Origin of the sequence: Streptosporangium sp. NPDC049046 (genome assembly GCF_040649155.1) — a bacterium.
Lineage (GTDB): Bacteria > Actinomycetota > Actinomycetes > Streptosporangiales > Streptosporangiaceae > Streptosporangium.
The window spans coordinates 68,631-95,533 of the sequence record NZ_JBEZEZ010000011.1 but is presented as its reverse complement, the minus strand read 5'-3'; the positions used below and the strand labels follow the sequence as shown (position 1 = coordinate 95,533).

The window sequence follows — 26,903 nt, the reverse complement described above, 5'->3', positions numbered from 1 at the left end:
ACGGCGCGGATCGCTCTAGTGCGGAGAAACGTGACCACTCATGTCACCTCGGCAAATGCTTCCACCGCCTCTTCAACCGTACGACGGGTGTCGAACAGGTCGGCCACCCCGAGACGCCTCAGCCGCTGCCTCATCACGGCGGAGGGGCCGACGAGAACGAGTGAGCCCGCCAGCCGGCGAACGCGGTTGAGGGCGTACATGAGCACGCCGTACCCGGTGGAGTCGCAGAAGGTGACCTCGGTGAGATCGATCACCAGGCGCGGGGGGTCGGTCGCTCCCAGTGCGACGTCGGCCTGTTCCTTCAGCAGTGGCGAGGACCCGTAGTCCAGTGCCCCCACCGCGTGCAGGGCGATGAAATCACGGTGTTCGTCGGCTCGAACACGGAGTCTGCCGCCCTCTTCAGCCTTCGCCATCGACATCCTCTCCCGCCTACGTCCCCGGTGCCCCGACCAGGCGGGTCTAATCACGCGGAGCACGACCGGATCGCGAAGGCATGCGGAACAATGGGGACATGGTGAAAGCGCGCCCGATGGCGGTCATGGTCGTCGGTACGCTCCTGATCGCCGCGTGCGGAGGTGCCCCCACGACGCCCGAACCCACCGTCGCACCGGGCGGCACCGCCTCGCCGGCCCCCGCCTCCCCTGCTCCGAGTTCTCCGAACCCGGCGCCGGAGACCCCGGCGGCGAGTCAGGCGACCCCGGCGGCGACCGGGGCGGTCGCCGCGTCCGCCGAGTGGACAGCCGTGGGCGGCGCGAACCTGCCGGGCGCGACGGCGTTGCTCGACGTGGCGGCGACCGGGCCCCGCGACGCCTGGGCCGTCGGATACCAGGACGGCGCGGAGGACCGGGAGGGCACGCCCGCCGTCCTTCGCTGGAACGGGAGCCGCTGGAGGGAGATCTCCCTGGGCGGCGAGGCCGACGTCCACCACCTGGAGGGGGTCGGCGCGGCCGGGCCCGACGACGTCTGGGTGGTGGGCAACGGCCCGAGCGCGTTCGCCGCGCACTGGAACGGGCGGGCGTGGAGCCCGCACCGGCCCTTCGGGGTGGCCGAGGACTACCGGCTGGCCGACGTCGCGACAGGCGGCGGCACGTGGTTCGCCGCGAACGGCCCCTCGGGCGCGGTCGTCCTCGAGTGGGCGGACGGCGGTTTCCGCAACGCGCTGACCACGCAGGGCACCTTCGAGGCGATCACCTCCGGGCAGGGGCACGTCTGGGCGGTGGGAACGAGCGAGACCCGCACCCCGCTGGTCTGGCGCGGCACCGCCGGATCATGGGAGAGCCTGGAGACGCCGCCGGTCCAAGGCGGTCGTCTCAGCGCGGTCTGGCAGGTCTCGCCGTCGGAGGTGTGGGCGGTCGGACGGGTCTCGACCGGCCAGGAGACCGGGTCGGAGACGCGAGGTGCCGAGGGGGCGCAGCCGCTCGTCATGCGCTGGGACGGGACCCGCTGGACGCGGGTCGAGGTGCCGGTCTCCCGGGGAGGTCTGTACGGGGTCACCGCCTCCGGCTCCGACGTGTGGATCAGCGGCGTCGACGCCGACCACGCCGGACAGGCGCTCATCCTCCACTTCGACGGCACCGCCTGGTCACGCGAGTACGGCCCGCTGTTCCGCACCTACGCCGCCACCCAGCAGTACGAGGAGACCGACGACGTGGGCGGCGCCGTCCTGACCCGGGTGCCGGGCAGCGAAACGCTGTGGGCGGTGGGCTCGGTCGGCGTGGGCGACGACGAGAAGGCCTTCGTGCTCCGCCGCTGAGACCTCCGGGATTCCCGGGACTCCTGAGACTCCCCGAGTCCGCCGGCACCGTCGGCATCGCCGCCGCCACCGGACCGTCATCGCCCCGGAGGTCGCCGCCGAGGTCGCGGACTTGGAACAAACGGTGTCCCTGCCGGAAACATCGGCCTCCTAGTCTGCGGACATGGCGGACTATTTCTCCCAAACGCCACGACAGAGCCCTCGACGCCGCAGCCGGGACACCGAAGGTCAGACCTCCCCTTCGCTGCCCTTCCCCGCCCTCTCGTGCCCCGACATCCGCGCGATCACGCCGCCCGGCACACTCGCACCCCGTCCGGCCGGTACAGATCAACACGAGCTGGGTAAAAAATCCGTGAAAAAGTCGGTCAGTTGACGTAGTCTCTCTCAAACTCCAACAAAGAGGGAGTATCACATGAAAAAGGTTCTTATCCTCCAAAAGCCCCGGCCGCCACGGAAACCCATCGCTCTGGACCTCCGCACCCCCTCAGGACGGGCCCTGCCCTTCTGACAGGAACAACCGGTTGACGAACCAGAGGACCGCACCGATCGCGAGCAGGACCCCCGCGCGGAGATAGACGTCCGCGTCCCTGCCGGTGATCGGCAACGTCAGGACGAGACAGACCACCGCCCCGAGAACCGGCATCCAGCTCGGCGCCCGGAAGTGATCGTGATCGACACGGTCCTTGCGGAGGATCAGCACGGCCACGTTCACTATCGCGAAGACGCACAGCAACAGCAGCACCGTGGTGTCCGCCAGGTCGCTCATGTCGCCGGTGGCGACGAGCACCGCCGCGACGCCCACGGTGAAGACGATCGCCACCCACGGGGTGGACCTCGTCGAATGGACCGTCCCGAAGATCTTGGGCACGATTCCCTCACGCGCCATGCCGTAGACCAGGCGCGAGGCCATGAGCATGTTGATCAGCGCGGTGTTGCCCACCGCGAGCAGCGCGATGAGGGCGAACAACTTGGGCGGGAACGCCAGCCCGGCGACCTTGACGACCTCGAGCAACGGACCGGACGAGTCCATCAGCGTCTTGGTGTCGACCAGCATGGTCGCCGTGAACGCGACCCCCAGGTAGATGACCGCCGCGATGGTCAGGCCGCCGAAGAGCGCGCGGGGAAAGTCTCGCTGCGGCTCCTTGGCCTCCTCCGCGAGGTTGACCGAGTCCTCGAAGCCGAGCAGCGCGTAGAAGGCGAGGGCCGTGCCGCCCAGGATCCCGAGGAAGGCGCCGTTGACCGGATGGAACTCCAGTGCCCGCGCCGGTTCGCCGTCGCCGGACAGCAGGGCGAAGATCCCGATCGCGATGATCACCAGCAGGCCGAACGCCTCGATGATCGTGAGCACCACGTTGACCTTGATGGACTCGGAGATCCCGGCGAAGTTCACCAGCGTGATCAGGCCGAGGAAGATGAACGCGCCGACGACGACCGGCAGCGTGACGAACTCCCCGAGGTAGTCGCCGCCGAAGGCCCGCGCGGCGGCGCTCGCGGAGGTGATGCCGCTCATCAACACCGCGAACGCCACAATGAACGTGACAAAGGGAATGTTGAACGCTTTGTTCGCATAAAGCGCGGCACCGGCTGCCTGGGGATATTTGCCGACAAGTTCGGCGTAGGCGGTCGCCGTCAGCGCCGCCAGCACGAAGGCCACCAGGAAGGGCACCCACAACGCCCCGCCGACGTGGCCGGCGACCTTCCCCACCAGGGCGTATATCCCGGCACCGAGGATGTCGCCCACCACGAACAGAAGGAGGACCCTGCGCCCGATGACCCGCTTGAGCGAGTGCTGACCGGAACCGGGATCGACGATCGCCTCAGCCATGCCCCGCACTTACCCTCGGCGGGGGCAAAATCACGTCAGGTCACAGGAGTCACTCCTGTAAGTGTCATGAAAGTGATCCGCAAGGAACCCTGCCTACAGTTCCAACTGTCACGAAATGCAATGAAAGGCAGAAATGTTCCGCGCCCTCTCCTCCCGCCACCTCGCCGTCGCCGCAGCGGGAGTCGCTCTCATATCGATGACCGCCGCCTGCGGCGGGTCGTCCTCAAACAGCGCGGTCTGCACGGAGGCCGCGTGGTCGAAGCCCTTCGCGGACTTCACCACCGCCGCCACGTCGAGCGCCGGCGATCTCACCAAGTTCAACGACGCCACCGCCAAGCTCGCCGCCGACCTCAAGGCGCTCGCGGCCACGGCCGACGGTGAGGTGGCCACCGCCCTCACCGACCTCGCCACCTCGTTCGAGGCGGTCAAGATCGACCCGAGCGACCCGGCCGCGGCCGCGACGGCCGCGACGTCGCTGGCGACGAAGGCCCAGGAGGCGAGCACCAAGCTCGCCGAGGCCTGCGCCTAGACCTCCTGGACCTCCTGGACGATCCAGGGACCGGTGCCTCCTGGCGGCAGGAGGCACTCCGGGTACGGCCGCCGCTCCGCCTGCGGGGGGCAGTGCGGCGCGGCGGCCGTACCGACGATCTCCGGCAAGGCCCCTGCCACCGCACGGCAGGGGCCTTGCGCGTTTCCACCCGGCCGTCGCCCGGCCTCGCGACGACGTCCCGCCGGACACCGCCCCTCGCCTCGGCCTCCCGTCCACCGGCCCTCTCACCCGGGGCCCGGCTCTCAGGTCCGGCCGGCGCGCGCCTGCTCGTAGCAGCGTTCGAAGCCTTCGAGCACCGCGGGCCAGGAACTGTGGACGGGCTCGGTCTCCCGGTTGTTCGCCGCGATCGACTCGCGCAACTCGCGGTCGCGGACCAGCCTCGCCACCGACGCGACCAGATCGTCGAAAGTCCGCCCGAGGAGTCCCTCCTTGCCCGGCCGTACGAAGTCGGCCACCCCGCTCTGCGCACGCGCCACCACGGGCACCCCCGCGGCTCTCGCCTCCAGTGCCGCCAGCCCGAAGGACTCACGGGGCGCGGGGGCGACGAACACGTCCGTCGAGGCGAGCAGCTCGCGGATCTGGTCGCGGCTGTAGCGGCCGGGGAGCGAGACCCAGCCGGTCATGCCGTTCGTCCTCAGATAGCGCTCCATCTGCGACCGGGCCGGGCCGTCCCCGACGACGGTCGCCCGCATCGGCGTCTCGGCGGGCACCTGGGCGCGGGCCTCCCGCAGGAGCCGCAGCAACCGGACCGGCTGCTTGCGGGGCGCGAGCCGCCCCACCGCGACGACGTGCACCGGCTGTACCGGGCCGCCTTCCCGCTCTGACGGCACGTCTCCCGCGGGGGAGGCATGGGAAGCCGGAGGGGCCGAGAGGGGCGGGGAAGCCTGGGGAGCCGGGGGAAGGTGCGCCGAGCGCCAGCCGGAGACGTCCAGGCCGTTGGAGACCACGTGCACCGGCACGCCGGGCCCGGCCACCGCGCGGATCGGCAGGGCCGCGGCCTCGCTCACCGCGGTGCCCACCAGCCCCCAGCGGTGCCACCCGAACAGCAGCCGCAGCCCCCGGTAGAGCGCCCGCGTGACCGGGTCCCACATGCTGTGCACGGTGACGACCACGGGCAGGCCCGCGCGGGTCGCCGCCCGCACGCCCATCCAGGCGAACGGCGAGACCGCCCCCGTGTGCACGTGCACCACCTCGGGCCGCCGCGCTCCGATCAGGCGGAGCAGGTGTCCGGTACCGAACGGGTGGACCGGCAGGTCGAAGGGGAGTCTCGCGACGATCCTGTGCACCCCGGGAAGGCTCTCCCCCGGGGTGGCGGTCGCCACCTCGACGTCGTGGCCCGCCTCCCGCTGCGTCCGGATCAGATCGGCGACCTGCACCTCGATCCCGCCGAGGCGCGGCAGGTAACAGTCACTGATGTGGAGGATCCTCACCGTGCCAGCGTAGACCCGCGTGAGATCATGCCTGCGTGCCCCTGAGGGCGCATCCGCGTCGCGCGAACGGAGTGAGCCTGATCAGCAGCGTCAAGACAGCAGTGTTCTTTCATGCCCATCCCGACGACGAGGCCCTGCTGACCGCGGGCACCATGGCGATGCTCGCCGCCGAGGGCCACCGGGTGGTCCTCGTCGTGGCGACCTCGGGTGAGCGAGGCCAGGCCGACCTCGAACCCGGTGAGGCGCTGGGCGCCGCCCGCATGGCCGAGCTGTACAAGTCGGCCGCGGCACTCGGCTGCGCCCGGGTGGTGAACCTCGGCTACGGCGACTCCGGGCTCGCCCCCGGCGGCGGGATCGCCGACGACCGGCCGGACGACGCCTTCATCGACGCCGACGCCGAGGAGGCCGCCCGGCGGCTCGCCGCCATCCTCACCGAGGAGAAGGCCGACCTACTGACGACCTACGACCCCGCGGGCGGCTACGGCCACCCCGACCACGTCCAGGTGCACCGGGTCGGCGGCAGGGCGGCCGAGATCGCGAAGACCCCGATCGTGCTGGAGGCGACCGTCAACCGCGACCCCCTGCTGCGGGGGCTGCGGCTCGCGAGGAGGTTCTATCCGCAGCTCGACATCCGGGCCTTCGAGCGGGCGTACTCCCCCGGTGAGGTGATCACCCACCGGGTCCCCGTGCGGCGTTTCGCCCGCCAGAAGCGGGCGAGCATGGCCGCCCACGCCTCCCAGGCCACCGGCGCCGACACCCGCACCCTCGGGGTGATGCTCAAGATCCCTAAGCCTCTTTACCGCCTCGTCTTCGGCACCGAGTGGTATGTCCGCAGGGACGCCCCCCTGGGCTCCCGGCTGAGGCACCCCTTCGAAGTTCCTCCCAAAGGATGAGTTCGGTAGCGGCAGACTGGGTCGGGGATATCGGGTGAAGAGCGGTCGTGTCGCATGAAGAGCAGGTTGTTCCAGGTCGGGCTGTCGGTCGTGTCGCTGGCACTCGCCGCCACGCTCGTGTTCTTCATGCCCCAGGTCGTGGCGCTCCTGACGGGCAAGCACGTCTCCTGGGCGCAGATCGGCGCGCAGTTCGCCGCGCTGGGTCCGCGAGAGGTCGCGCTGATGACCGTCGTCTGGCTGCTCAGCCTCCTCGCCTACACGTTCGTGCTCACCGCCTCCCTTCCCGGGCTGACCCACCTGCAGGCCCTCACACTGAACGCGGGCGGCAGCGCGGTGAGCAACCTGCTCCCCTTCGGCGGCGCGGCCGGCGTGGCGATGACGTTCGCGATGACCAGGGGCTGGGGGTTTCCCGCGCGGGCGGTCGTGGTCTCCACGCTGACCACCGGCATCTGGAACACCCTGTTCCGCTTCCTGCTGCCCGCGGCGGGCATCGTCGCCCTGCTGTTCAGCGGGCAGTCGCTCAGCCCCACGGTGACGAGGGCGGGCTGGGTGGGTGCGCTCTCCATCCTGGGCCTGGTCGCCGTGGTGACCGCCGCCCTGTACTGGGACCGCGCCGCGAACGTCCTGGGTCGCGGTCTCGACGCCCTCACCCGTCTGCTCCCCCGCCGGATCCGTCCCGGCGAGCACTCCGCCTCCGAGGCGCTGTCCAAGCTGCGGGCCGACACCTCCGAGATCGTGAGGGACCGCTGGGCCGGGCTCACGCTGGGAATGATCTTCTTTCTGGGTTTCCAGTGGCTGATTCTCGTCGTCTGCCTGCAGGCGACCGGCGCCTATCCCGGACTGGCGCAGTCGATCGCCGCCTTCGCCCTGTCCAGGGTCCTGACCACGGCCTTGGTGACTCCCAGCGGTACCGGGATCATGGAGGCCGGAACCATCGGCGCACTGGTCTTCTTCGGCGCCCCCCTCGACTCCGCCACCGCCGCCGCCCTGCTTTTCGGGTTCTGGACCTACACTGTCGAAATCCCCTTCGGCGGGCTGGCTCTGGGAGCCTGGACCTTCCTGCGCAGGCGTGAGAACGCCGCGACGGCCGCCGAAAAGGAGTCGATCAGCCGCTAGATTGGGAAATACCTTGTATGCGATTGGAAGGCCCACATAGCGTGGCGGCTGACATGGTGGCGTTCCGAGTTCTCGGCCCGGTCGAGGCGCATTCAGGTGAAGACGAGCTCGACCTGGGCGGGCTCCGTCAACGTGCGGTCCTGGCGCGCCTGCTCGTCGCGCGCGGGCAGGTCGTTCCCGTCGACTCGCTGCTGTACGACCTGTGGGACGACGACGCGGCCAAGGGCGCCCAGTCGGGGCTCCAGGTTTACATCTCCCGGCTGCGCCGGGTGCTGGAGCCGGGACGTCCGCGCGGAGGGCCGAACCGGCTGCTGGTGACCGTGGCCTCGGGCTACGCGCTGCGTGCCGCTCCCGACCAGGTCGACGCGCTGCGTTTCGAGACGCTGGTCCGCACCGCGGGAGAGCACCTGGAGGGCGACGACCCCGCCTCCGCGCGGGCTCGCCTGGAGAAGGCCCTGAGCATGTGGCGGGGCACCCCCTACGCCGACTTCGCCGACCAGCCGTGGGCCGAGGCCGAGGTCAACCGGCTCGCCGAGCTGCGCCTGGTGGCCCGCGAGCGGCACGCCGACAGCGGCCTGCGATTGGGCCTGCCCGCCGAGTCCGTGCCCGACCTGGAGGCGCTCACCACCGAGCACCCGCTCCGTGAGGAGGGCTGGCGGCTGCTCGCCCTGGGCCTGTACCGCTGCGGACGGCAGGGCGACGCGCTGGCGGCGCTGCGCCGGGCGCGCACGATCCTCTCCGACGAGCTGGGCATCGACCCCGGCCCGGCGCTGCGCAAGCTGGAGTCCGACATCCTGTCCCAGGACCCCGGCCTGCAGCTCGCCCCCTCGGCGCCGTCCAGGCAGCGCCAGCAGGTGGCCGCGGAGACCTGGCCGCCCAGGCCGACGGTGGCCCAGGTGGAGCTTCCCCCGCTGGAGCCCGAGCCGTTCGTCGGCCGCGACGCCGAACTGGGCAGGCTCACCACCGCCGCGGCGAGAACCGGCCGCTTCACCGTCGCAGTGATCAGCGGCGACGCGGGCGCGGGCAAGACCACCCTGGTCCGCCAGCTCATGAGGCGGCTCTCCGACGACGGGTGGGGCATCTCCTCCGGCGCCTGCCCCGACAGCAGCGCCACGCCTCCCGGCTGGGCCTGGGTGGAGATCCTGCGCACCCTGGTGAACGCGGCCGGGCCCGGCGAGTACGCCTCGCTGCTGGCGCCGCTCCTCGACGACGCGGCCCCCGAGCCCGACGACGACCAGGCCTCCGGCGGGTTCCGGCTGCACCGGGCGGTGGGCGGCTATCTCGCCGCCGTCGCCAAGGAGACGCCGATCCTGCTCACCCTGGAGGACCTGCACTGGGCCGACGACCAGACGCTGGCGCTGCTCCGCGCGCTGCCGAGCCTGCTCGCCACCAGCCGGGTACTGCTCGTGGTGACCTGCCGGGACAGCGAGCTGAGCGACCAGCAGGCCGACGTGCTGGCCGCGCTGGCCAGGCTCGGTCCGGTGCGGGTCGGCCTCACCGGACTCGACACCAAGGCGGTGGCCGAGCTGGTCAGGGCGACGTGCGTGCGCGAGGTCGACGAGGACGCGGTCAGCAGCATCGTCGAGCGCACCGGCGGCAACCCCTTCTTCGTCCGCGAGACGGTGCGCCTGCTCGACGCCGAGGCGGTGAGCGACCGCGCGACGGCCGCCGAGGTGATCTCCGGCGTGCCCTCCGGCGTCCGCGACGTGCTCCGCAGGCGCGTCTCCCGGCTGCCCGCGATCGCCCAGCAGATCCTGTTGCAGGCCGCGGTGATCGGCCGAGACGTCGACGTGGACGTGCTCGTCGACGTCTCGGGCGACGAGGACGCCGTGGTCGACGCGGTGGAGGCGGCGCTGCTCGCCGGCCTGGTCACCGAACCCGGTCCCGGCAGGCTCCGCTTCGACCACGACCTGGTCCGCGACACCCTGTACTCCGACGCCTCCCGGCTGCGCCGCTCCCGGCTGCACGCCGCGGTCGCCTCGGTGATCGAGCGCAGGAATCCCGGCGACGTGGCCGCGCTCGCCCACCACTACCACTCCGCGGGCACCGGCGAGACCGCCGGCAAGACGGTCCACTACGCGGGCCTCGCCGCCGAGCAGGCCGAGCGGCGCTTCGCCCACCGCGAGGCGGCCACCCTGTGGGAGCAGGCCATCGCCGCCTTCGACAGGTCGGGCGTCGCCCACACTCCCGACAGCACCAGGGAGCGACTGCTGCTCACCCTGCGGCTGATCAAGGCCCTCGCGCTCTGCGGCGACATGGCCGCGGCCCGCAGGCGGCGGCGCGAGGCGATGGACGCGGCGCTGCCCCTGGGCAACCTGGAGCTCACCGCCCGGGTGGCCGCCTCGCTCGCGGTGCCGCACAAGGGCATGGCCCGCGACTTCACCCGTACGGCCTGGGAGATCGTCGACGTCGCCGAGCAGGCGCTCGTCGAGCTGCCCGCCGGCGAGCAGTCGCTGCGGGCGAGCCTGCTCGCCACCCTCGCCCTGGAGCTGGAGGGGTCGGCGACCCCCCGGGGCGAGCAGGCTTCGCTGGAGGCCGAGGAGCTGGCCCGCCGCTCCGGTGACCCCGCCCTGCTCGCGACCGCGCTGAGCGGGCGGCTGCGCCAGTCGTACGGCATCACCCCGGTGGGCGAGCGCGAGGTCATCGGCAGGGAACTGCTGGAGGTCGGCAAGACGACCGGGCAGATCTCGGTGCAGGCCCTCGCCCACCTGGTGCTGATGGAGTGCGCCGCCGCCTCGGGCGCGTTCGCCGAGGCCGACGCGCACGTGGCCGCCGCCGAGAAGCTCGCCAGGCAGTACGGCCTGTCCGCGCCCGCCTCCGTGGTCGCCTGGTACGCCGGGCAGCGCCTGATGATCGCCGGTGACTTCGCCGGGGCGGAGCGCGCCTACCGCGACGCCGCCCGGCTGACCGCGAAGGCCGGGATGCTGGAGGGCCGCCAGGACCTGCCGCTGATCACCACGTTCTGCCTGCGCCTGGTGAACGGGCAGGCCGCCGAGATGGTCGAGCCGCTCGCCGAGGCGCACCAGCGCGGAGCCAAGTGGACCCTGGACGCCTACGCGGTGGCTCTCGCCTCCGCCGGCCACCATCGGGACGCCAGGGCGGTCATCGCGGTGAAGACGCCCGTGCGCCCCGACTTCCTCTACGAGCTGGCGATGATCTGGCGGGCCCTCGCGGGCATGCTGCTGGACGACCGGGAGCGGATGATCGAGGCGTACGACACGCTGAAGCCGTTCGCCGACCGGATCGCGGGCGCGGGGACCGGGGTGGTCGCGCTCTGGCCCGTTGCCCTGACGCTGGGTGACCTGGCACTGCGGCTGGGCTTCGCCGACGCGGTGAAGCCGCACTACGAGAACGCCCTCGCGGTGGCCGAGCGGGTCGGTGTGGACCGGTGGGTGGAGGCGGCACGGCGCTCACTCGGCAGCTGACGCCTCACGAGGGCGGGGATCTTCACCGAGACCCGCTCTCCTACGGGAGGCCCGGGACGGATCGGCAGCCGGGAGGCCGGGGTCGGATCAGCAGCTGACGAGGAACCTCTCGCTGCGCAGCGGGGCCTCGCCGGAGACCGACAGCACGACGCGGTACCAGCCGGGGTTGTTCACGACCCTGGGCTGCCACTCGACGACCTGGCTCTCGCCGGTGAAGCCGGACCCGGTGCCCAGGTATGCCTGCCAGCGGCGGGTGCCGGGGCTCCAGCGCTCCAGGCGCCAGCCGTAGGAGACGGCGGCCCGGGGGTCGTCGTTCTCGACGAGGCTTTTGGCCTGGTAGGGCCGGTCACAGGGGCCGAGCGCGTCGATCGCGCCGACGGTGACCGTACCGGGCGTCATGACCGTGTCGGAGACCCGCTCGACGGTGACCGGGACCCGCTCCGTGGCGGGCATCGATCGCGACGACAGCTCCACCGCCCGCACCGGCGCCTGCGCCGACGCACCGGCCGTCACCTGGCCCGGAGTGCCGTACGCGGCCTCCACCCCCAGGTAGGCTCCAGCGAAGGCGAGGGTGGCGACGAGCAGCTTGAGTGCGCTCGCGACTCCACTCGCCACCACCGGTGCCACACTGCTACGCGGACTCATGACAGACACCTCTTTCGTTACCCCAAGGTGTACGCCACGGTTCTTGCCTTGGAGTTGACGTCCGCTTGCAGCCGGTGCGCCCACAGGCCGGCGGGTGCGCCCAAGGAGGGCTCCGCCATGCCGGCTCAGGTAAGCCTGCCCTAATATCAAGTAAAGGCAGCTGGAACGACCGCGGCGGTGATGTTCGGAATGCGACCTGTTGTGGCGGGCATCCCCGACCCGACCTCCGCGTCCTTCCTGGGCATGCCCCTGTGGCTCTGGGTGATCATCGGTGGCGTGGCCCTGTTCGGCGCGTTCCAGGCCTACTACTGGATCGGCCACGCCCTGGGCTCCAGGCTCTACGCCTCGCGCCTGGGCGCCAAGATCGGTCAGGAGAACATCACCCGGGTCGAGAACGTCGTCAGGAAGTGGGGCGCGCTCGCCGTCTACGGCTGCTTCTGGGTGCCCGGCCTGCGCCACACGCTGCCCTGGGTGGCCGGGGTGCTGCGGATCTCCTACCCCTGGTACGTCGTGGCGAGCGCACTGGGCTGCCTGACCTGGGTGCCGGTGACCTCCTTCGGCCTGTACTCGGTGATCTGGGGGTGGCTGGAGCTGGCCGCTCGCTCACCGCTCCTCGCGGGCCTGGCCGCGCTGGTGGCGGTCGCGCTCGTCGCCGGATTCGTGCGGTGGCGCCGTCGCCGGGCCTCCCGCCGCGAACTGGAGAAACACCCGCCACAGATGTCAACTTTTCAATAGCCAAACCGACAACTTCCGTATATCGACGGTGGCCTCTGCCAGCATGGCTCGCATGCATCACGGGGGAACAGGCCGCACGGCCCGCGCCGCGCTGGTCACCGCGCTCATCCTGGGCACCGCGTCTTCGGTGTCTGCCCCGGCCTGGGGGATCTCGACCTCCGCGCCGCCCGGCGGGGCTTCGGCGCGCGTTTCTGTCACCGGATCCACGGTGTCCGCCCCGCTCGCCACGCTTCGTACGCCCGCCCTCACCGCCACACCCGCTTTCGCGCCCGCAGGGGACCGGCGCGCGTCGGTGCCCTCGGTGCCGGGGCGGGCCGCGTACCTGTACGACGCGAGCACCGGAACGATCCATCTGAGCAAGCAGGCGGGCAGGCGGATGCCGGTGGCGAGCCTGACCAAGATCATGACGGCGTACGTCGTCCTCAGGGAGGCGCGGCTGGCCGACACCGTCACGGTCCAGGCGGAGGACGTACGGCACGCGGCGGCGAACGGCGCGACTCACGCCTCCCTGCGCGCCGGGGAGCGACTCACCGTGCGGGACCTGCTGTACGCGGTCATGCTCCCCTCGGGGGCGGACGCCTCACACGCCCTGGCCCGCGTCTACGGGCCCGGCAGCACGAGGTTCGTGGCGAAGATGAACGCCACGGCCCGCTCCATGGGGCTCGTCGACACCCGTTACGCCACTCCCGACGGCCTGCCGAAGCCGGGGCCCGGTTACTCCACCGCCCTGGACCAGGCGAAGCTGGCCGACCTCGCGCTGCGCGACCCGGTGCTGCGGATCATCGCGTCCACCAGGCGTCACCTCGTGGCGAAGTCCAAGGTGCACCGGGCGCATACCTGGACCAACTCCAACAAACTGCTCGGCAAGACACCCGGGGTGACGGGCCTGAAGACCGGCTACACCAGCGCCGCCGGATACTGCCTGTCCTTCGCCGCCGACCGCGAGGGCCACCGGTTCATCGGCGTCATCCTCGGCGAGTCCAACGGCGACCGGCGTTTCCAGACCGCGGCACGGCTCCTGGACTGGGCGGGCGAGCAGACTCCACCCGAGCTGTGAGGACGGCTGGAGCGCCCGCTCCCGACCGGCCCTCGACCGGAACACCCGACCACGCCGCCATCCCGTGGGTGGGATTCCGGCCGTTCTCTGAGAGAGTTTGTTCCACACGTCGAGAGGAGTTGGACGGGTGGAACCCGATGGGGAGCTGAAACACCCCAGCCTGGTCGAGCTTTCGATGCGACGGCTCCGTCACGAGATCCTCTCCGGTGCCCTCGCACCGGGCGAGCGGCTGATCGAGGAGCAGCTCACCCAGCGGTTCGGCATCAGCCGGGCGCCGCTGCGCGAGGCACTGCGGTCGCTCGGGCAGCAGGGGCTGGTGGAGCACCTGCCCCGGCGGGGAGCCCGCGTCACCGAGCTGACCGGGAACGACGTGGACGAGCTGTTCGGGCTGCGCGACGTGCTCGAACGCTACGCGGTCGAGACCGCGCTGCCTCTCTCCGGCACGCACGACATGACCGCGCTCGCCGAGGCGCTTGAGGGGATGGCGGCGGCGGTGCGCCTGGACGACCCGCTCAGCGAGAACGAGGCGCACCGGCGCTTCCACCTCGCGCTGGTCGCGCTCGCGGGCCACCGCCAGCTGCTGATGGCGTACGAGCCCGTCATCCTGAAACTGCAGCTCTACATGGCCGCGAACCTGCGCAGGGAGGCCGAGCAGCGCTCTCCGGCCGAGGGGGTGGAGCGGCACAGGCGGCTCTTCGAGGCGATCGCCTCCGGCGATCCCGTCACCGCGCTCGACGCCCTCTCCCGGCACGGAGCGCGCACCTACATCGGCTAGAACGGCATCGGGTTCCACCCGTCCCGTCCGGCTCCTCTCGACGTAGGGCGCGGGTGCCGGCCGACCGCCGCGCTCACGCCCGTCGGCTGTCGGCCGTCCGCGGGGGCGCGGGGGCGCAGAGCCGCGGGGGCGCGGGGGCGCTGTCACGCATCGGCCGGACGCTCGACCGCGGGAGAGGCGCGCACCGGACACGATCACGCTCTGGTACAGGCCGCTAACAGAAGCGTAACCGGACGGGAAAGCCGCCGACATAATTCTGTCGACAATCGACAAAAGGAGGATCCGAGGAACGGAGTCAACGTGTCCGATCCGCTTCTCGTCGAGGCCGAGCCGTACGCATACGGGTTCGATCCCCGACATACAGCGCTGCTGCTCATCGACATGCAACGGGACTTCGTCGAGCCCGGGGGTTTCGGGGAGACCCTGGGCAACGACGTGTCCATGCTGCGGCGGGTCATCCCGCCGCTCCAGGAGGTGCTGGCCGCCACCCGCGCGGCGGGAATGACCGTCATCCACACCCGTGAGGGGCACCTGCCCGACCTGTCCGACTGCCCGCCCGCCAAGCTCAACCGCGGCACCCCCTCGCTGCGCATCGGGGATCCGGGTCCCAAGGGACGGATCCTGATCCGCGGCGAGTACGGCCACGACATCATCGACGAGCTCGCCCCCGTCGAGGGCGAACTCGTCGTCGACAAGCCGGGCAAGGGCTCCTTCCACTCCACCGACCTGGACCGGACCCTGCGGGCGGCGGACATCCGCAGTCTGATCGTCACCGGCGTCACGACCGAGGTGTGCGTGCACACCACCGTTCGCGAGGCGAACGACCGGGGTTACGAGTGCCTGGTCCTGTCCGACTGCGTGGGCTCGTACTTCGCCGAGTTCCAGCGGTACGGGCTCGAAATGATCGCCGCCCAGGGCGGCATCTTCGGCTGGGTCGCCCCCTCCGGCGGCTATCTCAAGGCACTCGAAACACGGAGCTGACCGATGACCACGACAACCGACCCCGTCAACCTCAAGCTCCCCTGGTGGGTCAGCGGGGACACCAACGCCTTCTTCGGCCTCGGCTTCAACGTGATGGTCAACGTGCTGGTGCTGAGCGGCCTCTGCCTCGGGGTCGTCCACCTGCCGGGCTCCGACGTCTTCGGCGTCATCCTCCCCGCGATGGGCATCCAGCTCCTCATCGGCAACGTGTACTACACCTACCTCGCCCGGCGGCTCGCCCGCCGGGAGAACCGCACCGACGTGTGCGCGATGCCGTACGGTCCCAGCGTCCCGCACATGTTCATCGTCGTTTTCGTGATCATGCTGCCGACCTACCTGGCCACCAAGGACCCGCTGCGGGCCTGGGTGGCCGGGCTCGCCTGGTGCTTCATCATCGGCGTCATCGTGGTGATCGGCGCCTTCGTGGGCCCGTACATCCGCCGCTTCACCCCCAGGGCGGCGATGCTCGGCACCCTGGCGGGCATCTCGATCGCCTTCATCTCGATGCGGCCCGCCGCGCAGATGTGGGAGGCGGCCTGGATCGCGCTGCCGGTGCTGGTGATCATCATGGTCGGCTTCTTCACCGACCTGAGGCTGCCGGGCAACATCCCCGTCGGGCTCGCCGCGCTCCTCGCCGGCACCGCGATCGCCTGGATCGGCGGCTACATGGACCCCGCCGACGTGGGCGCCGCCGCCGGGAACATCGCGGTGAGCCTGCCGTCGCTGCACATCGACCTCCTCCTCGAAGGACTCGGCCAGGTCTCGCCGCTGCTCGCCACCGCCATCCCCCTGGGCATCTACAACTTCACCGAGGGCATGAGCAACGTGGAGAGCGCCGCCGCCGCGGGTGACTCGTACAACCTGCGCTCGGTGCTCCTGGCCGACGGCGCGGGCGCGGTGGTCGGCTCGATGCTGGGCTCGCCGTTCCCGCCCGCCGTCTACATCGGCCACCCGGGGTGGAAGTCCGCGGGCGGCCGTACGAGCTACTCGATGGCGAGCGGCGTCGTCATCGCGCTCTTCTGCTTCCTCGGCATGTTCGCGCTGCTCGGCGCGGTGCTGCCGACGCCCGCGATCGTGCCGATCCTGCTCTACATCGGCCTGCTCATCGGCGCCCAGGCCTTCCAGTCGGTGCCGAAGGCGCACGCGGTGGCCGTGGTGATCGCGATCATCCCCAACATCGCCTCCTGGGCGCAGGGCTACATGGACAACGCGCTCGCCGCGGCGGGCACCAGCGCGCGGGAGGTCGGGTACGACACGATCGCGCAGAGCGGGACGGTCTACGAGGGAACGGTCCTGCTCGGCGGCGGTGCCGTGCTCGCCGGCCTGGTGCTCGGCTCGATCACGGCCTTCATCATCGACCGGTCGTTCCTGTGGGCCGCCGGGTACGCCTTCGTCGGCGCGGCCCTGGCCTTCATCGGCCTCATCCACGGCGAACGGGTCGAGTGGAACGCCAACGGCCAGGTCTCCCTGGGCTACCTCTTCGCGGGACTGATCCTGCTCGCCTTCACCCTCCTCAAGCCCAAGCCTTCCGGCGAGACGCCGGAGGCCACCGAGGAGCCCGGCGAGCCCGAGCCGGCCCCCGCGAGGCCCGTCTCCGCCGAGGCACCCGCCACCTCCTGAACACCGTCCCGCCGAACACCGTCCCGCGAACCACGTACACAGGAAAGGCATATGCACACTCCGCCTGATCCGGACAGCATGCCCCGCCTCCCCCTGAACCCGGTCCGGCTGGACCTGGAGAGCCTCTCCGGTCTCTACCGTTCCGGTGCGGCCCTCCCCGCCGATGTCGCCGGGGAGGTGCTCGCGCGGATCGCGGCGCGAGGTGACGACCACGTGTGGATCACCCTGCGCCCGGCGGCGGACCTGCTCGGCGACGCGGCCGAGCTGGCCCGCCGCTGGCCGGACCCCGGCACCCGCCCACCGCTCTACGGGGTCCCCTTCGCGGTCAAGGACAACGTGGACGTGGCCGGGCTGCCCACCACCGCGGCCTGCCCGGCCTACTCCTACGTCCCCGAGCGCGGTGCGCCGCTGGTGGAACGACTGCTCGCGGCGGGCGCCCTCCTCGTCGGCAAGACCAACCTGGACCAGTTCGCCACCGGTCTGTCGGGCACCCGCAGCCCGTACGGCGCGTGCGAGTCACCGCTGGTACCCGGTCTCATCTCCGGCGGGTCCAGCTCGGGCTCCGCGGTGGCGGTGGCCGCGGACCTGGTCTCGTTCGCCGTCGGCACCGACACGGCCGGTTCCGGCCGGGTACCCGCCGCGCTCACCGGCACCGTCGGGGTCAAGCCGAGCCGGGGGCTCGTCAGCACGCTCGGCATGGTGCCCGCGTGCGCGTCACTGGACTGCCCGAGCGTCTTCGCCCGCTCGGCCGCCGACGGCCTGGCCGTCCTGTCGGCCATCGCCGCCTTCGAACCCGCCGACCCCTGGTCACGCGTGCTCCCCGTCCCCGGCCCCGTACCGACCCGCGCGTCCCCCCTGCGGATCGGGGTTCCGCACGAACCGGAGTTCTTCGGCGACACCGCCGCCGAGACGGCCTTCGCGCGGGCGGTGGACCGGCTCGGCGGCCTCGGCCACCGGATCGTCCCCGTGGACCTCGGCCCCTTCCTCGCCGCCGGGCGGCTGTTGTACGAGGGGCCGTGGCTCGCGGAACGGCTCGCGGCGGTCGGCGACTTCGTCACCCGCAACCCCGGCGAGATCCACCCCGTCACCCTGAAGGTGCTGTCCGGCGGCGGCGCGCTCAGTGCCGTGGACGCCTTCGAGGGGCTCTACCGCCTGCGCGCGCTGGACGCGAAGACCCGGGAGGCATGGGCGTCGATGGACGTGCTCGCCGTCCCGACCGTACCCACGACCTTCACCGTCGCGGAGATGCTCGAAAGCCCGATCGAGCGCAACGCGATCCTCGGCCACTACACGACCTTCACCAATCTCCTCGACCTCGCCGGGATCTCCGTACCCGCGGGGACGACGACCGCCGGCCGCCCGCACGGCGTCACCTTCCTGGGACCGGCGGGCTCCGACGGACTCCTCGCCGGTCTCGGTGCCACCTTCCACGCCCTGACCGGCGGTCCCGCGCTCCCCGTCCCGGACTCGGGATCGGCGGCCACCTCGGCCTCGGCGAGCACCGTCCACGCTCCGAAGGCGGGACCGGCGACGGTTCACGCCTCCAAGGCCGGGGCCGAGGCCGCAGTCGGGGTCGGGGCCGCGGTCGAAGCCGCAGCCAGGGCCGGGGCCGAGGCCGAGGCCGAGGCGCGGACGGTGCTCGCCGTGGTCGGCGCGCACCGCTCCGGCCAGCCGTTGCACGGCCGGCTCCTCTCCCTCGGCGCCACCGGTCTGGGAGTTGCCCTCACCGCCCCCCTCTACCGCCTCTACGCCCTGGAAGGCGGCGAGATGCCACTGCCGGGGCTGGTCCGCTCGACCTCCGGCGGGGTCGCGGTGGAGGTCGAACTGTACGAACTGCCCCCCTCTGCGCTCGGCGTCCTCCTGACGCAGACCGTTTCGCCCCTCGGCCTCGGCACGATCGAACTCGCCGACGGCCGCGCGGTGCACGGTTTCCTCTGCGAGCCGTACGCCACCGAGAAGGCCCCCGACATCAGTCGGCACGGCAGCTGGCCGAGCTATCTCCTCTCCCGGTCACGATCCTGACGATTCGGCTCCCTGCCCGGCCACGGCCGTGAGAGACCGGCCCCCTGCCCGGCCACGGTCCTGAGAGACCGGCCCCCTGTCACGGTCCCGACGATCCGGCGACGGTCACTCCGCGGTCGTCCGGAGCTCGCGCCCCGGTGATCGCGGGTTTCGGACGACCGTGTGCGAGCCGATCAGGGGAACCAGCGAAGATTGTTACGGTTTTCCGCATGACTGAACGGTTCGCGATCCTGAGCGGGTCCACCTTCGAGGAGCAGATCGGATACGCGCGGGCGGTGGTCGACGGTGACCGCGTGCACGTGTCCGGGACGACCGGCTACGACTACGCGACCATGACGATCTCCGACGACGTCGTCGAGCAGGCGGAGCAGTGCATGCGCAACATCGGAGAGGCACTGGCCAAGGCGGGCTGCTCGTTCGCCGACGTCGTACGGGTGCGATACATGCTGCCCGACCGCGAGGACTTCGAGCCCTGCTGGCCGACCCTGCGCCGTCACTTCGGCGAGGTCCGCCCCGCCGCGACGATGATCGTGTGCGGCCTCGCCGACTCCCGTATGAAGATCGAGATCGAGGTGGACGCGCGGCGAGGAGATCCGCTCAACCGGCGCGCATGAGTCCGTGGCAGGCGATGGCGGCGGCGGCCACCACGTTGAGGGAGTCGACGCCCATGTCCATCGCGGCCGGGCTCATCGGGATGCAGACCGCCTCGTCGGCCTCGCGCAGCCAGCGGGAGGAGAGCCCGTCCCCCTCCGAACCGAGGAGCAGTGCCACCCGGTCGGCCATGGCGACCTTGTCCATGGGGGTGGCGGACTGGTCGGGGGTGAGGGCGAGCGTCTGGAAACCCGCCTCGCGCAGTTCGGCCAGACCGGCGTACCAGTCGGTCATCCGCGCGTACGGGATCGCGAAGACCGCGCCCATGGAGACCTTCACCGAGCGCCGGTAGAGGGGGTCGGCGCAGCGCGGCGAGAGGATCACCGCCTCCACGCCCAGGGCGGCGGCGCAGCGGAAGATCGCGCCGACGTTGCCGTGGTCGACGAGGTCTTCGAGGATCAGGACGCGCCGGGGCGCCACGGGCTCGGCGGAAACCCCTCGCTGAGCCGGGAAACCCGATCCTGGTCCGCCCTCCGAGTGCGCCGCGTCCTCGGCGGAGGCCCCTCGCGGAGCCGGGGAGTCCGATCCTGGCTCGCCGTCCGACCGCGCCGTGTGCCCGGCGGGAGCCCTTCGCGCCTCGCGTCCGGACAGGAGATCCTCCACCTCGGGAAGCGGGAGGCGTTCCATCGCGGCGAGGGCGCCGCGATGGACCTGGAATCCGGTGACCTCCTCCATGACGGCGTCGTCCACGACGTGGACCCGGTCGCCGAGCGGGCCGAGGAGATCGGCGAGAGGGCCGGCCCAGCGGGAGGTGAGGAGTACGGAACGCACGGGGTAGCCCGCCGCGACGGCGCGGCGGATCACCTTCTCCCCCTCGGCGATGAAGAGGCCGTGCTCGGCCTCCATGCTCTTGCGCAGCTCGACGTCGCGCAGGTTGGCGTAGTCGGCCAGGTGGGGGTCGATGGCTTCAGGCACCCTCGAATACTGCCATGACCCGCCTGAGCTGCCATATCAGCGCGTAGACGAGCAGCATCGCGGAGCAGCCGACGACCGCCCCCGCGCCCAGCCTCGTCACGAGCTCGGCCTTGGTGTCCGGGGGGAAGGTAAGCGCCCAGGCGACCGCGCCCAGCGGGATCGAGACGGCGGTGGCCAGGAGCACGGCCGCCCGCTCACCGGCGGGCAGGAGCAGCCGTTCGGGCACCGGCCGCGGCTCCATCGCGCTCAGTCCGCGCCAGGCCCACCAGAGGACGACCGCCAGGCCGACCACGGTGGAGGTGTACTGCAGCAGGCGGAACAGGGAGATCACTCCCGCCACCCGGACGTCCAGCCAGCTCCAGCCCCACAGGGCCGAACTGTACGAGTGGGTGAAGGAGTCCCAGAGCTTGTGGGTGAAGGCGCCCACGATGCCTCCCGCGACCACGGCGGGCAGCCGCCGCAGCCCGTACATCCCCGGGGTCAGCGCGGCGGCGCGTCCGGCGAGGGAGGGGGGCAGGAGCGCGGTCAGCGGGTCGCGGAGCGTCAGGTGGAAGACGGCGAGCAGCACCAGGACGGCGAACAGGTCGATCGTGAGGACGCCCTCGGAGGAGTGCCAGAACATGTAGTCGGGCAGGAAGGGGAAGAAGATCGGCAGATCGGGCACCATCGCGCCCAGGGCGAGGGCCCAGGGGTCGAGAAACCTGCGCGTCCGCTCCGAGGAGATCAGCGGCAGCACGGCTGCGACGTGGCTGGGCGTGAACGGCACGGATTTCCCTCCCGACGATCTGCTGGACAGCTCCATCTTGCGGCATGCCCGCGCCGGGACCGCGGACTTTCACCGGCCCGCGAAACCCGCCGTCCTCCCACGCCCCGCCTGTGGCGGGACAGGCCGGTCGACCGGCCTGTCCCGCCACACAATCCACCACACCGTTCGCGCGGTTCGCCATGCGGTTCCGTCATGCGGTTCGTCACGGGGAGGCACGTGGTCCGCCACCGGGGGAGGCATGTCGCCGTCACCATGAGGAGCTTCGCCGCTTCTCCACACTCCGACACCATGTGACGCATAGATTACCGAGCGTCGTCGAACGGGTACCGGAGGCCGTCGTGACCGATCAGATCGTGCCGGTGGCACCGCCGAGCGCCGAGTGGCTGCGTGACGCCCGCAGGGCTCGCACCCTCTCCCTGGTGACCCTGGTCTGGCTGGGCGCCGAGAGCCTGCTCGGCATCGCCGCGGGTCTGGAGGCGCATTCGGTCGCCCTCATCGGCTGGGGCACGTCGGCCCTGGTGGAGGCGGCGGCCGGCCTGATCGTGGTCTGGCGGTTCACCGGGACGAGGACAGGTTCCGCGTACGCCGAGGAACGGGCCCGCAAGGCCGTGGCGATCAGCTTCTGGATCCTCGCCCCCTACCTGGTGGTGCACGTGGCGCACGACCTGGACGCCGGGCACCGGGCCGTGCCGACCCTGCTCGGGATCGTGGTGACGGCGGTCAGCGTGGTCGGCATGCCGTTCCTGGGGATGGCGAAGCGGCGACTGGGGGTCCGGCTGCACTCGGCGGCGACCGCGGGAGAGGGGACGCAGAACCTCATGTGCGCCACCCTCGCGGCGGGGGTCCTGGCCGGGCTCGCGCTGAACTCCGCCGGCTGGTGGTGGGTCGATCCCGCGATGGCGGTCCTGCTCGCCGCGGTGGCGGTACGTGAGGGGTTCAGGGCGTGGCACGGGCACTCCTGCTGCCACTGACCAGGCGATCCTCGCTGTCTCGGTCGTCGACCGCTCTTCGCGGACACAGAGTTCAATGATCAACACATACAGTAACAACCGCACCGAAATGCGTTTTTTGCCCCACTAATCATTGCAAGTACAGTTCCGTGAATATTGCGGACGACCTCCCGATAGGGTGACCCGCTAGCTCCATGACATCGACACCGAAGAGGACATCGTGGGCGGACGTCACCGGACAGATGAACTCGAGGACGGCTACACCCCGTACAGGGAACAGCAGACGAGACGCAGGCGTGGAGGACGCGGCAAGGTGCTGGTCCCGCTCGCCGGATCCGTCGCCCTCGCGGTACTGCTCGGCGTCGCCGCGTTCGTGGTCATCAACCGCGACCGTGACGGCGGGTGCGCGGGCGAGGCAGTCCCGTTGCGGATCACCGCCTCCCCTGACATCCAGCCCGCCCTGTCCCAGATCGCCCAGCGCTTCAACAAGGCGGCCCACCAGGTCGACGGCAGATGCGCAGCCGTCACGGTGGCCAAGGGCACCTCGGCGACCGTGGCCTCCTCCTTCACCGGGGGCAAGGCCGTCGCGATGGACATGTGGGTCCCCGACTCGAAGCTGTGGGTGACGAACCTGCGGACGAGGGTGGAGGAGGTGCCCGAGGCGGGCGCGTCCATCGCCCAGTCCCCCATCGTCATGGTGGCCTCGGGCTCGGTGGTGCCGAACCTGAAGAAGAGCTTCGGCGAGGCCAGCTGGGGCGGCATGATCAACGCCGCCAACGTGGCCAACGTGGACGGTCCCGGCCGCAAGGTGCGCGTGCTCGTGCTGGATCCCGCGCTCAACTCCGCCGGGCTCGGCGCGCTCCTGGCGGCGGCCGGGGTGGCCACTGCCTCGGGCGCGGGCGAGGAGCAGCTGGTCGGCGCGCTCAAGAGCCTGTCGGGATCGACGTCGACGGTTCGCGACCAGGACGCGCTGCTGTCCAGCCTGGGCGTCCAGGGCAGCAAGGCCCCGCTCGGCATCTCCTCGGAGCAGGGAGTCTGGGCGTTCAACAAGGCCAAGAAGCCCGATGTCCCGGCCGTGCCGCTCTATCCGGCCGAGGGGACCATCAACCTCGACTACCCGGTGGTGATCACCGCCAAGGACGCCGTAGTCCGCAAGGCCGCCGAGGCGTTCCAGAAGGAGCTCGGCAGCGAGGCGTCGAAGAAGGCACTGCAGGACCAGGGGTTCCGCACCCCGGACGGCAAGGGCGGCAAGGCCATCTCCGGCTCCGACGGCTTCCAGGCCAAGGCGCCGCAGGCGATCGAACCGCCCGACGCCAAGACCGTCGCGAGGATGTCCCAGACCTGGTCCCGGATCAAACTGGGCACGAGGCTCCTCACCCTGCTGGACGTCTCGGGCACCATGGCACTCCCTGTTCCCGGTACGGGCCTGACCCGGATGCAGGCGATCAGCAGGATCGCCGTCGAGGGCATGAAGCTCTTCCCCGCCAACAGCGAGCTGGGACTGTGGGAGTTCTCCACCCATCTCAACGGCCAGGGCGTCGACTACCGCGAGACGGTCCCGGTCGGCCCGCTCACCGAGGACATGAACGGTGCCCTGCGCAGGGACGTGATCAACCAGAAGCTGATCACGACCCAGGCCAAGGCGACCGGTGACACCGGGCTCAACGACACCCTCGCGGCCGCGTACAAGCAGATGACCGACGAGTACCAGAGCGACAAGATCAACACGGTGCTCATCCTCACCGACGGGGCCGGCAACGACGATCCGGACGGCGGGATCAGCAACCAGCAGATCCTGAAGCGGCTCAGGGACCAGTTCAACCCCGAGAAGCCGGTCAGCGTCCTGATCATCGCCTTCGGTCCCGACGCCCCCAAGGGCAAGCGCCAGATGGACGCCCTCGCCAAGGCGACCGGCGGTGACGCCTACATCGCCAAGGACGTCCTGGAGGTCAGAAAGTTCTTCCTGGAGGGCATGAAGCGCCGGCTCTGCGCTCCCAACTGCTGACCCTCCCGCATCACTTTCACCCCGTACGGCTGGTGTCACATTGGCACCAGCCGTAGCAGTTTTCCCAGGTCATACCGTATCGGCATGATATTGACCCCTTTGGTCAACCAGTCGCGGGGAGGTGACGTCCTACGCGTGTGGGCTGGAACGGGCGAGTGGTGAAACCCGTGAACGAGCCCGTCTCACGGGGGAGGAATATCCGTGCCCGGATGGCCGACCGTCGGCCGGACCGACGACCAACGACTCGTTGAAGCGCTGCGGCGTGCCGACACAGCCGACCCTGTGGCACCCGCGAGCCTCTACGACTCCTATGCGGAACGGCTCAACGACTACGCCCACTCGCTGCTGGGCGACCGTGAGACGGCCGCCGGCGCCGTACACGACGCCCTGGTAACGGCCCGGGGCAGCGTGGACCGCCTGCGCGAGCCCGGCCGCCTGCGCGCGTGGTTGTACGCGCTCGTACGGATCCGGTGCGCGGACGCCGGGCGCGGCGGACCTCGGGGAGCGGTGCCACCGCCCGACATCCACGACGATCCCGGCGAGCGGGAACTCGCGGTCCTGGTCCATGAGGCGATGGCGGAGCTGAGCGTTCAGGAACGCGAGGTGCTCGAACTGTCGCTCCGCCACGACCTCGGCAGCGGCGAGGTCGGCGCGGTGCTGGGGCTCACCTCCCGCCAGGTCACCGCGAGGCTCGGCCGGGCCCGCGACCACCTGGAGAACGCGGCCGGCGCCGTGGTGCTCGCCAAGGTCGGCCGGGCGCACTGTCCCGACCTGTCGGCGATGGTGGACTCGTGGGAGGGGCCCCTCACCACGATGCTGCGCAGGCGCCTATCGGCCCACATCGGCCGCTGCGAGGTCTGCCTCGAGCGCAGGGACCGGCACGTCTCGGCCGGGCGGCTGCTGGACCTCGTCCCCCTGACCTACCCGCCGCTCTCCCTGCGCCGCCGGGTGATCGAGACCTGCGTGAACCCGGAGTCGCGCGAGGAGCGCGCCGCCATCGCCGCCGAGAACGGCTTCGACAAGGCCGGTTTCCCCACGGCGGCCGAACAACGTTCAGCAGGGCGCCGGTGGGGCGGGCGGAGGAGCGCGGGCGGCAGGCGGGCACGCGACGAGAAAACCTCCGAGAGCGCGGCCACACCGCCCACGGGCACCCGCGCCCGGCACGCGGCGCCTCCCGCGGACCCCGGAACGCCCCCCACGGGCGCGAGGGCTTCGCAGGCCGGGGCAACCGGGGCAGAGGCACGGTACGAGTACGAGGAGGAGCGAGCGGGACACACAGGGGGACACACAGCGGCCAGGACGCGATCCCCCGAGGGTGGGTCGGGCACGACGTGGCGAGGGCCGGAGAACCAGGGCGGACCGCACCGCACGGGCGGCGGCCCGCACCGCGCGGAGGGCGGACCTGCACCCCGATACGTTCTGCCGTCGCCCTCGGCCGGCGAGCCAGGGCGTGCGGCCCCCTGGACGAACACGACGAACACGACGGACACGGAGGCGCGGCCGGCCTCACGGCAGGCGGACGGCGAGGCGCGGCACACACCGCCACCCGTGAACATCGAGGTCTGGCCGGCACCGCCCGTGAGCGCCAAGGCGTGGCCGACACCGACCGAGAACGCCGAGGCATGGCCCGCACCTCCGGCGGACGACGAGGCGTGGCGTACGACACCGCCCACGAACGACCAGGCCTGGCAGACGACACCATCCACCGGCAATCAGGCATGGCAGGCGACGCCCACGGAGAACCAGGCGTGGGAGGGGGCACCATCCGCGAACGAGCAGGCGTGGCACGCGTCGTGGCCGGTGGACGACGAGTCCTGGCGCACCCCGCCGAACGGTGGCGCCGAGGCCCGGCACACGCCACCGGCGGGGACTCCCGAGGCTCGGCGTACGGCGTCGCGGGAAGACCCGGAGGCCCGGCGTACGTCATCGGCGGAGTACGGCGAGGTCCGGCGTGCCGCACTCCCCGGCGGTGGGAAGCGGGGCACGGAGGCGCTCCCCGCGCAGCGGCGCAGGCGGCGCGGACGCAGGGGTCCGGTGCTGCTGGCGGCCGTGTGCGTGCTGGCCGCCACCGGGGCGGTGGTCGTGGTGGGCGGAGGCGACCTGGCCGGCGGGGAGTTGAGGGACCCCCAGACCGCGCCGGGACCGGAACCCGCGCTGATCACGCTGGAGCCCGAGCCCGCGCCGGAGCCCGACCCCCTGTCGGAGGACCCGGGGACGGCGCCGACGCCCACGCCGACGAGAAGCCGCAGGAGCGAGGCACCCGCCACCCCCGCTCCCACCGCCACCGCGGCGCGACCGGCTCCGAGCCGCGCCACCACCGCAGGACGGCCCCGCCCCACCCGCACCGCCACCACACCGCCCGTGACCGGACGGCTGAACGTCTCGTGCCCGCGCGACATCGGGGAGGGTGCCGGGCAGATCCGGCTCGCGGCTCGCGGCGCCACTGTTTCGTGGTCGGCGACCACCTCCGGCGGGCTCGCCGTGCACCCCGTCCGCGGGCAGTTGAAGGCGGGCGCGAGCGGCGTGATTTGGGTCACTGCCAAGGACCCGTCGGAGAGCGGTGCCGGGCGGGTCGCGTTCAAGTCCGCCGGGGGCAACGCCGGATGCGCGATTTCGTGGGAAAGCCCTGACCCAGATGCCTCCGCACCCCCTGAAGACCCTGCCCCGGAGCCGACTCCGACCCCCTCCGCCGGGGCGGGTTCGGAGGAGGCGACGGGCTGATTCCCACATCTCGTTTTACCTAACACCGAGACTTCCCTCAGGGATCCGGTAAACCATGGACTGGTGCC

23 protein-coding genes are annotated in these 26,903 nt (G+C 71.5%); 15 read left to right on the top strand and 8 right to left on the bottom strand.

Annotation, left to right across the window (positions count from 1 at the left end; all coding sequences use genetic code 11):
• Positions 1 to 38: 38 nt before the first annotated feature.
• Positions 39 to 413 carry an STAS domain-containing protein gene (locus tag AB0B96_RS17650; RefSeq protein WP_362899810.1) on the bottom strand — a complete coding sequence of 125 codons (375 nt, stop codon included), beginning with the start codon at positions 411 to 413 and terminating at the stop codon, positions 39 to 41.
• A 98-nt stretch (positions 414 to 511) separates the two neighbouring features.
• Here AB0B96_RS17650 and AB0B96_RS17645 point away from each other — a divergent pair, with 98 nt between their 5' ends.
• Positions 512 to 1,753, top strand: a complete 1,242-nt coding sequence (locus AB0B96_RS17645; RefSeq protein WP_362899808.1) for a hypothetical protein — start codon at positions 512 to 514, stop codon at positions 1,751 to 1,753.
• A 484-nt stretch (positions 1,754 to 2,237) separates the two neighbouring features.
• Here AB0B96_RS17645 and AB0B96_RS17640 read toward each other — a convergent pair whose 3' ends face one another.
• Positions 2,238 to 3,578 carry an APC family permease gene (locus AB0B96_RS17640; protein WP_362899806.1) on the bottom strand — a complete coding sequence of 447 codons (1,341 nt, stop codon included), beginning with the start codon at positions 3,576 to 3,578 and terminating at the stop codon, positions 2,238 to 2,240.
• A gap of 133 nt (positions 3,579 to 3,711) precedes the next feature.
• Between AB0B96_RS17640 and AB0B96_RS17635 the strand changes: the two genes are divergently transcribed.
• Positions 3,712 to 4,107: a hypothetical protein gene (locus AB0B96_RS17635; protein ID WP_362899804.1), complete on the top strand. Its 396-nt coding sequence runs from the start codon at positions 3,712 to 3,714 to the stop codon at positions 4,105 to 4,107.
• Here AB0B96_RS17635 and AB0B96_RS17630 read toward each other — a convergent pair.
• Together AB0B96_RS17630 and AB0B96_RS17625 are read right to left on the bottom strand one after the other, a co-directional pair.
• A complete protein-coding gene (locus AB0B96_RS17630) occupies positions 4,104 to 4,247 on the bottom strand; it encodes a hypothetical protein (RefSeq protein ID WP_362899802.1) in 144 nt (47 codons plus the stop codon). The genes AB0B96_RS17635 and AB0B96_RS17630 overlap by 4 nt on opposite strands.
• Positions 4,248 to 4,370: 123 nt before the next feature.
• Entirely contained in the window at positions 4,371 to 5,558 is a 1,188-nt protein-coding gene (locus tag AB0B96_RS17625; RefSeq protein WP_362899800.1) for a glycosyltransferase family 4 protein, read from the bottom strand.
• A gap of 35 nt (positions 5,559 to 5,593) precedes the next feature.
• Here AB0B96_RS17625 and AB0B96_RS17620 point away from each other — a divergent pair, with 35 nt between their 5' ends.
• Genes AB0B96_RS17620 through AB0B96_RS17610 form a run of 3 tightly spaced genes read left to right on the top strand, consistent with a single transcriptional unit; the run spans position 5,594 to position 10,992 of the window.
• Positions 5,594 to 6,451 (top strand): PIG-L family deacetylase, encoded by an 858-nt coding sequence (locus AB0B96_RS17620; RefSeq protein WP_362899798.1) that lies wholly within the window; start codon positions 5,594 to 5,596, stop codon positions 6,449 to 6,451.
• Between the two features lie 54 nt (positions 6,452 to 6,505).
• Positions 6,506 to 7,567: a lysylphosphatidylglycerol synthase transmembrane domain-containing protein gene (locus tag AB0B96_RS17615; RefSeq protein WP_362899796.1), complete on the top strand. Its 1,062-nt coding sequence runs from the start codon at positions 6,506 to 6,508 to the stop codon at positions 7,565 to 7,567.
• Positions 7,568 to 7,608: 41 nt separating this feature from the next.
• Entirely contained in the window at positions 7,609 to 10,992 is a 3,384-nt protein-coding gene (locus AB0B96_RS17610; RefSeq protein WP_362899794.1) for a BTAD domain-containing putative transcriptional regulator, read from the top strand.
• A gap of 87 nt (positions 10,993 to 11,079) precedes the next feature.
• Here AB0B96_RS17610 and AB0B96_RS17605 read toward each other — a convergent pair whose 3' ends face one another.
• Positions 11,080 to 11,637 carry a hypothetical protein gene (locus AB0B96_RS17605; RefSeq protein WP_362899792.1) on the bottom strand — a complete coding sequence of 186 codons (558 nt, stop codon included), beginning with the start codon at positions 11,635 to 11,637 and terminating at the stop codon, positions 11,080 to 11,082.
• 189 nt (positions 11,638 to 11,826) lie between these two features.
• Between AB0B96_RS17605 and AB0B96_RS17600 the strand changes: the two genes are divergently transcribed.
• Positions 11,827 to 12,372, top strand: a complete 546-nt coding sequence (locus tag AB0B96_RS17600; RefSeq protein WP_350945273.1) for a VTT domain-containing protein — start codon at positions 11,827 to 11,829, stop codon at positions 12,370 to 12,372.
• A gap of 57 nt (positions 12,373 to 12,429) precedes the next feature.
• On the opposite strand, the gene AB0B96_RS17595 is transcribed toward AB0B96_RS17600, so the two are convergent.
• Positions 12,430 to 12,570, bottom strand: a complete 141-nt coding sequence (locus tag AB0B96_RS17595) for a hypothetical protein (protein WP_362899790.1) — start codon at positions 12,568 to 12,570, stop codon at positions 12,430 to 12,432.
• Positions 12,571 to 12,580: 10 nt separating this feature from the next.
• On the opposite strand from AB0B96_RS17595, the gene AB0B96_RS17590 reads away from it, so the two are divergent.
• The 6 genes from AB0B96_RS17590 (at position 12,581) to AB0B96_RS17565 (ending at position 19,441) form a co-directional block, all read left to right on the top strand.
• Positions 12,581 to 13,429, top strand: a complete 849-nt coding sequence (locus AB0B96_RS17590) for a D-alanyl-D-alanine carboxypeptidase family protein (RefSeq protein WP_362899788.1) — start codon at positions 12,581 to 12,583, stop codon at positions 13,427 to 13,429.
• Positions 13,430 to 13,556: 127 nt separating this feature from the next.
• Positions 13,557 to 14,204 (top strand): GntR family transcriptional regulator, encoded by a 648-nt coding sequence (locus tag AB0B96_RS17585; protein ID WP_350945271.1) that lies wholly within the window; start codon positions 13,557 to 13,559, stop codon positions 14,202 to 14,204.
• Between the two features lie 300 nt (positions 14,205 to 14,504).
• Positions 14,505 to 15,185: an isochorismatase family cysteine hydrolase gene (locus AB0B96_RS17580; RefSeq protein WP_362899785.1), complete on the top strand. Its 681-nt coding sequence runs from the start codon at positions 14,505 to 14,507 to the stop codon at positions 15,183 to 15,185.
• A gap of 3 nt (positions 15,186 to 15,188) precedes the next feature.
• Entirely contained in the window at positions 15,189 to 16,805 is a 1,617-nt protein-coding gene (locus AB0B96_RS17575) for a hypothetical protein (protein ID WP_362899783.1), read from the top strand.
• Between the two features lie 51 nt (positions 16,806 to 16,856).
• Positions 16,857 to 18,827, top strand: a complete 1,971-nt coding sequence (atzF, locus tag AB0B96_RS17570) for an allophanate hydrolase (protein ID WP_362899781.1) — start codon at positions 16,857 to 16,859, stop codon at positions 18,825 to 18,827.
• A gap of 209 nt (positions 18,828 to 19,036) precedes the next feature.
• Positions 19,037 to 19,441 carry a RidA family protein gene (locus AB0B96_RS17565; RefSeq protein ID WP_350945267.1) on the top strand — a complete coding sequence of 135 codons (405 nt, stop codon included), beginning with the start codon at positions 19,037 to 19,039 and terminating at the stop codon, positions 19,439 to 19,441.
• Here AB0B96_RS17565 and AB0B96_RS17560 read toward each other — a convergent pair.
• Both AB0B96_RS17560 and AB0B96_RS17555 read right to left on the bottom strand, forming a co-directional pair.
• Positions 19,425 to 20,393, bottom strand: a complete 969-nt coding sequence (locus AB0B96_RS17560; protein ID WP_362899778.1) for an RNA methyltransferase — start codon at positions 20,391 to 20,393, stop codon at positions 19,425 to 19,427. The genes AB0B96_RS17565 and AB0B96_RS17560 overlap by 17 nt on opposite strands.
• Positions 20,386 to 21,159, bottom strand: coding sequence for a DUF4184 family protein (locus AB0B96_RS17555; RefSeq protein ID WP_350945265.1), 774 nt, complete (start codon positions 21,157 to 21,159; stop codon positions 20,386 to 20,388). The genes AB0B96_RS17560 and AB0B96_RS17555 overlap by 8 nt, the downstream gene beginning before the upstream one ends.
• 338 nt (positions 21,160 to 21,497) lie before the next feature.
• Here AB0B96_RS17555 and AB0B96_RS17550 point away from each other — a divergent pair, with 338 nt between their 5' ends.
• From AB0B96_RS17550 to AB0B96_RS17540, 3 genes are all read left to right on the top strand, one after another.
• Positions 21,498 to 22,130, top strand: a complete 633-nt coding sequence (locus AB0B96_RS17550; RefSeq protein WP_350945264.1) for a hypothetical protein — start codon at positions 21,498 to 21,500, stop codon at positions 22,128 to 22,130.
• Positions 22,131 to 22,329: 199 nt separating this feature from the next.
• On the top strand, positions 22,330 to 24,114 hold the full coding sequence (locus AB0B96_RS17545; RefSeq protein WP_350945263.1) for a substrate-binding and VWA domain-containing protein: 1,785 nt from the start codon (positions 22,330 to 22,332) through the stop codon (positions 24,112 to 24,114).
• A gap of 201 nt (positions 24,115 to 24,315) precedes the next feature.
• A complete protein-coding gene (locus tag AB0B96_RS17540; protein WP_362899775.1) occupies positions 24,316 to 26,835 on the top strand; it encodes a sigma factor-like helix-turn-helix DNA-binding protein in 2,520 nt (839 codons plus the stop codon).
• The last annotated feature ends 68 nt before the right edge of the window (positions 26,836 to 26,903 follow it).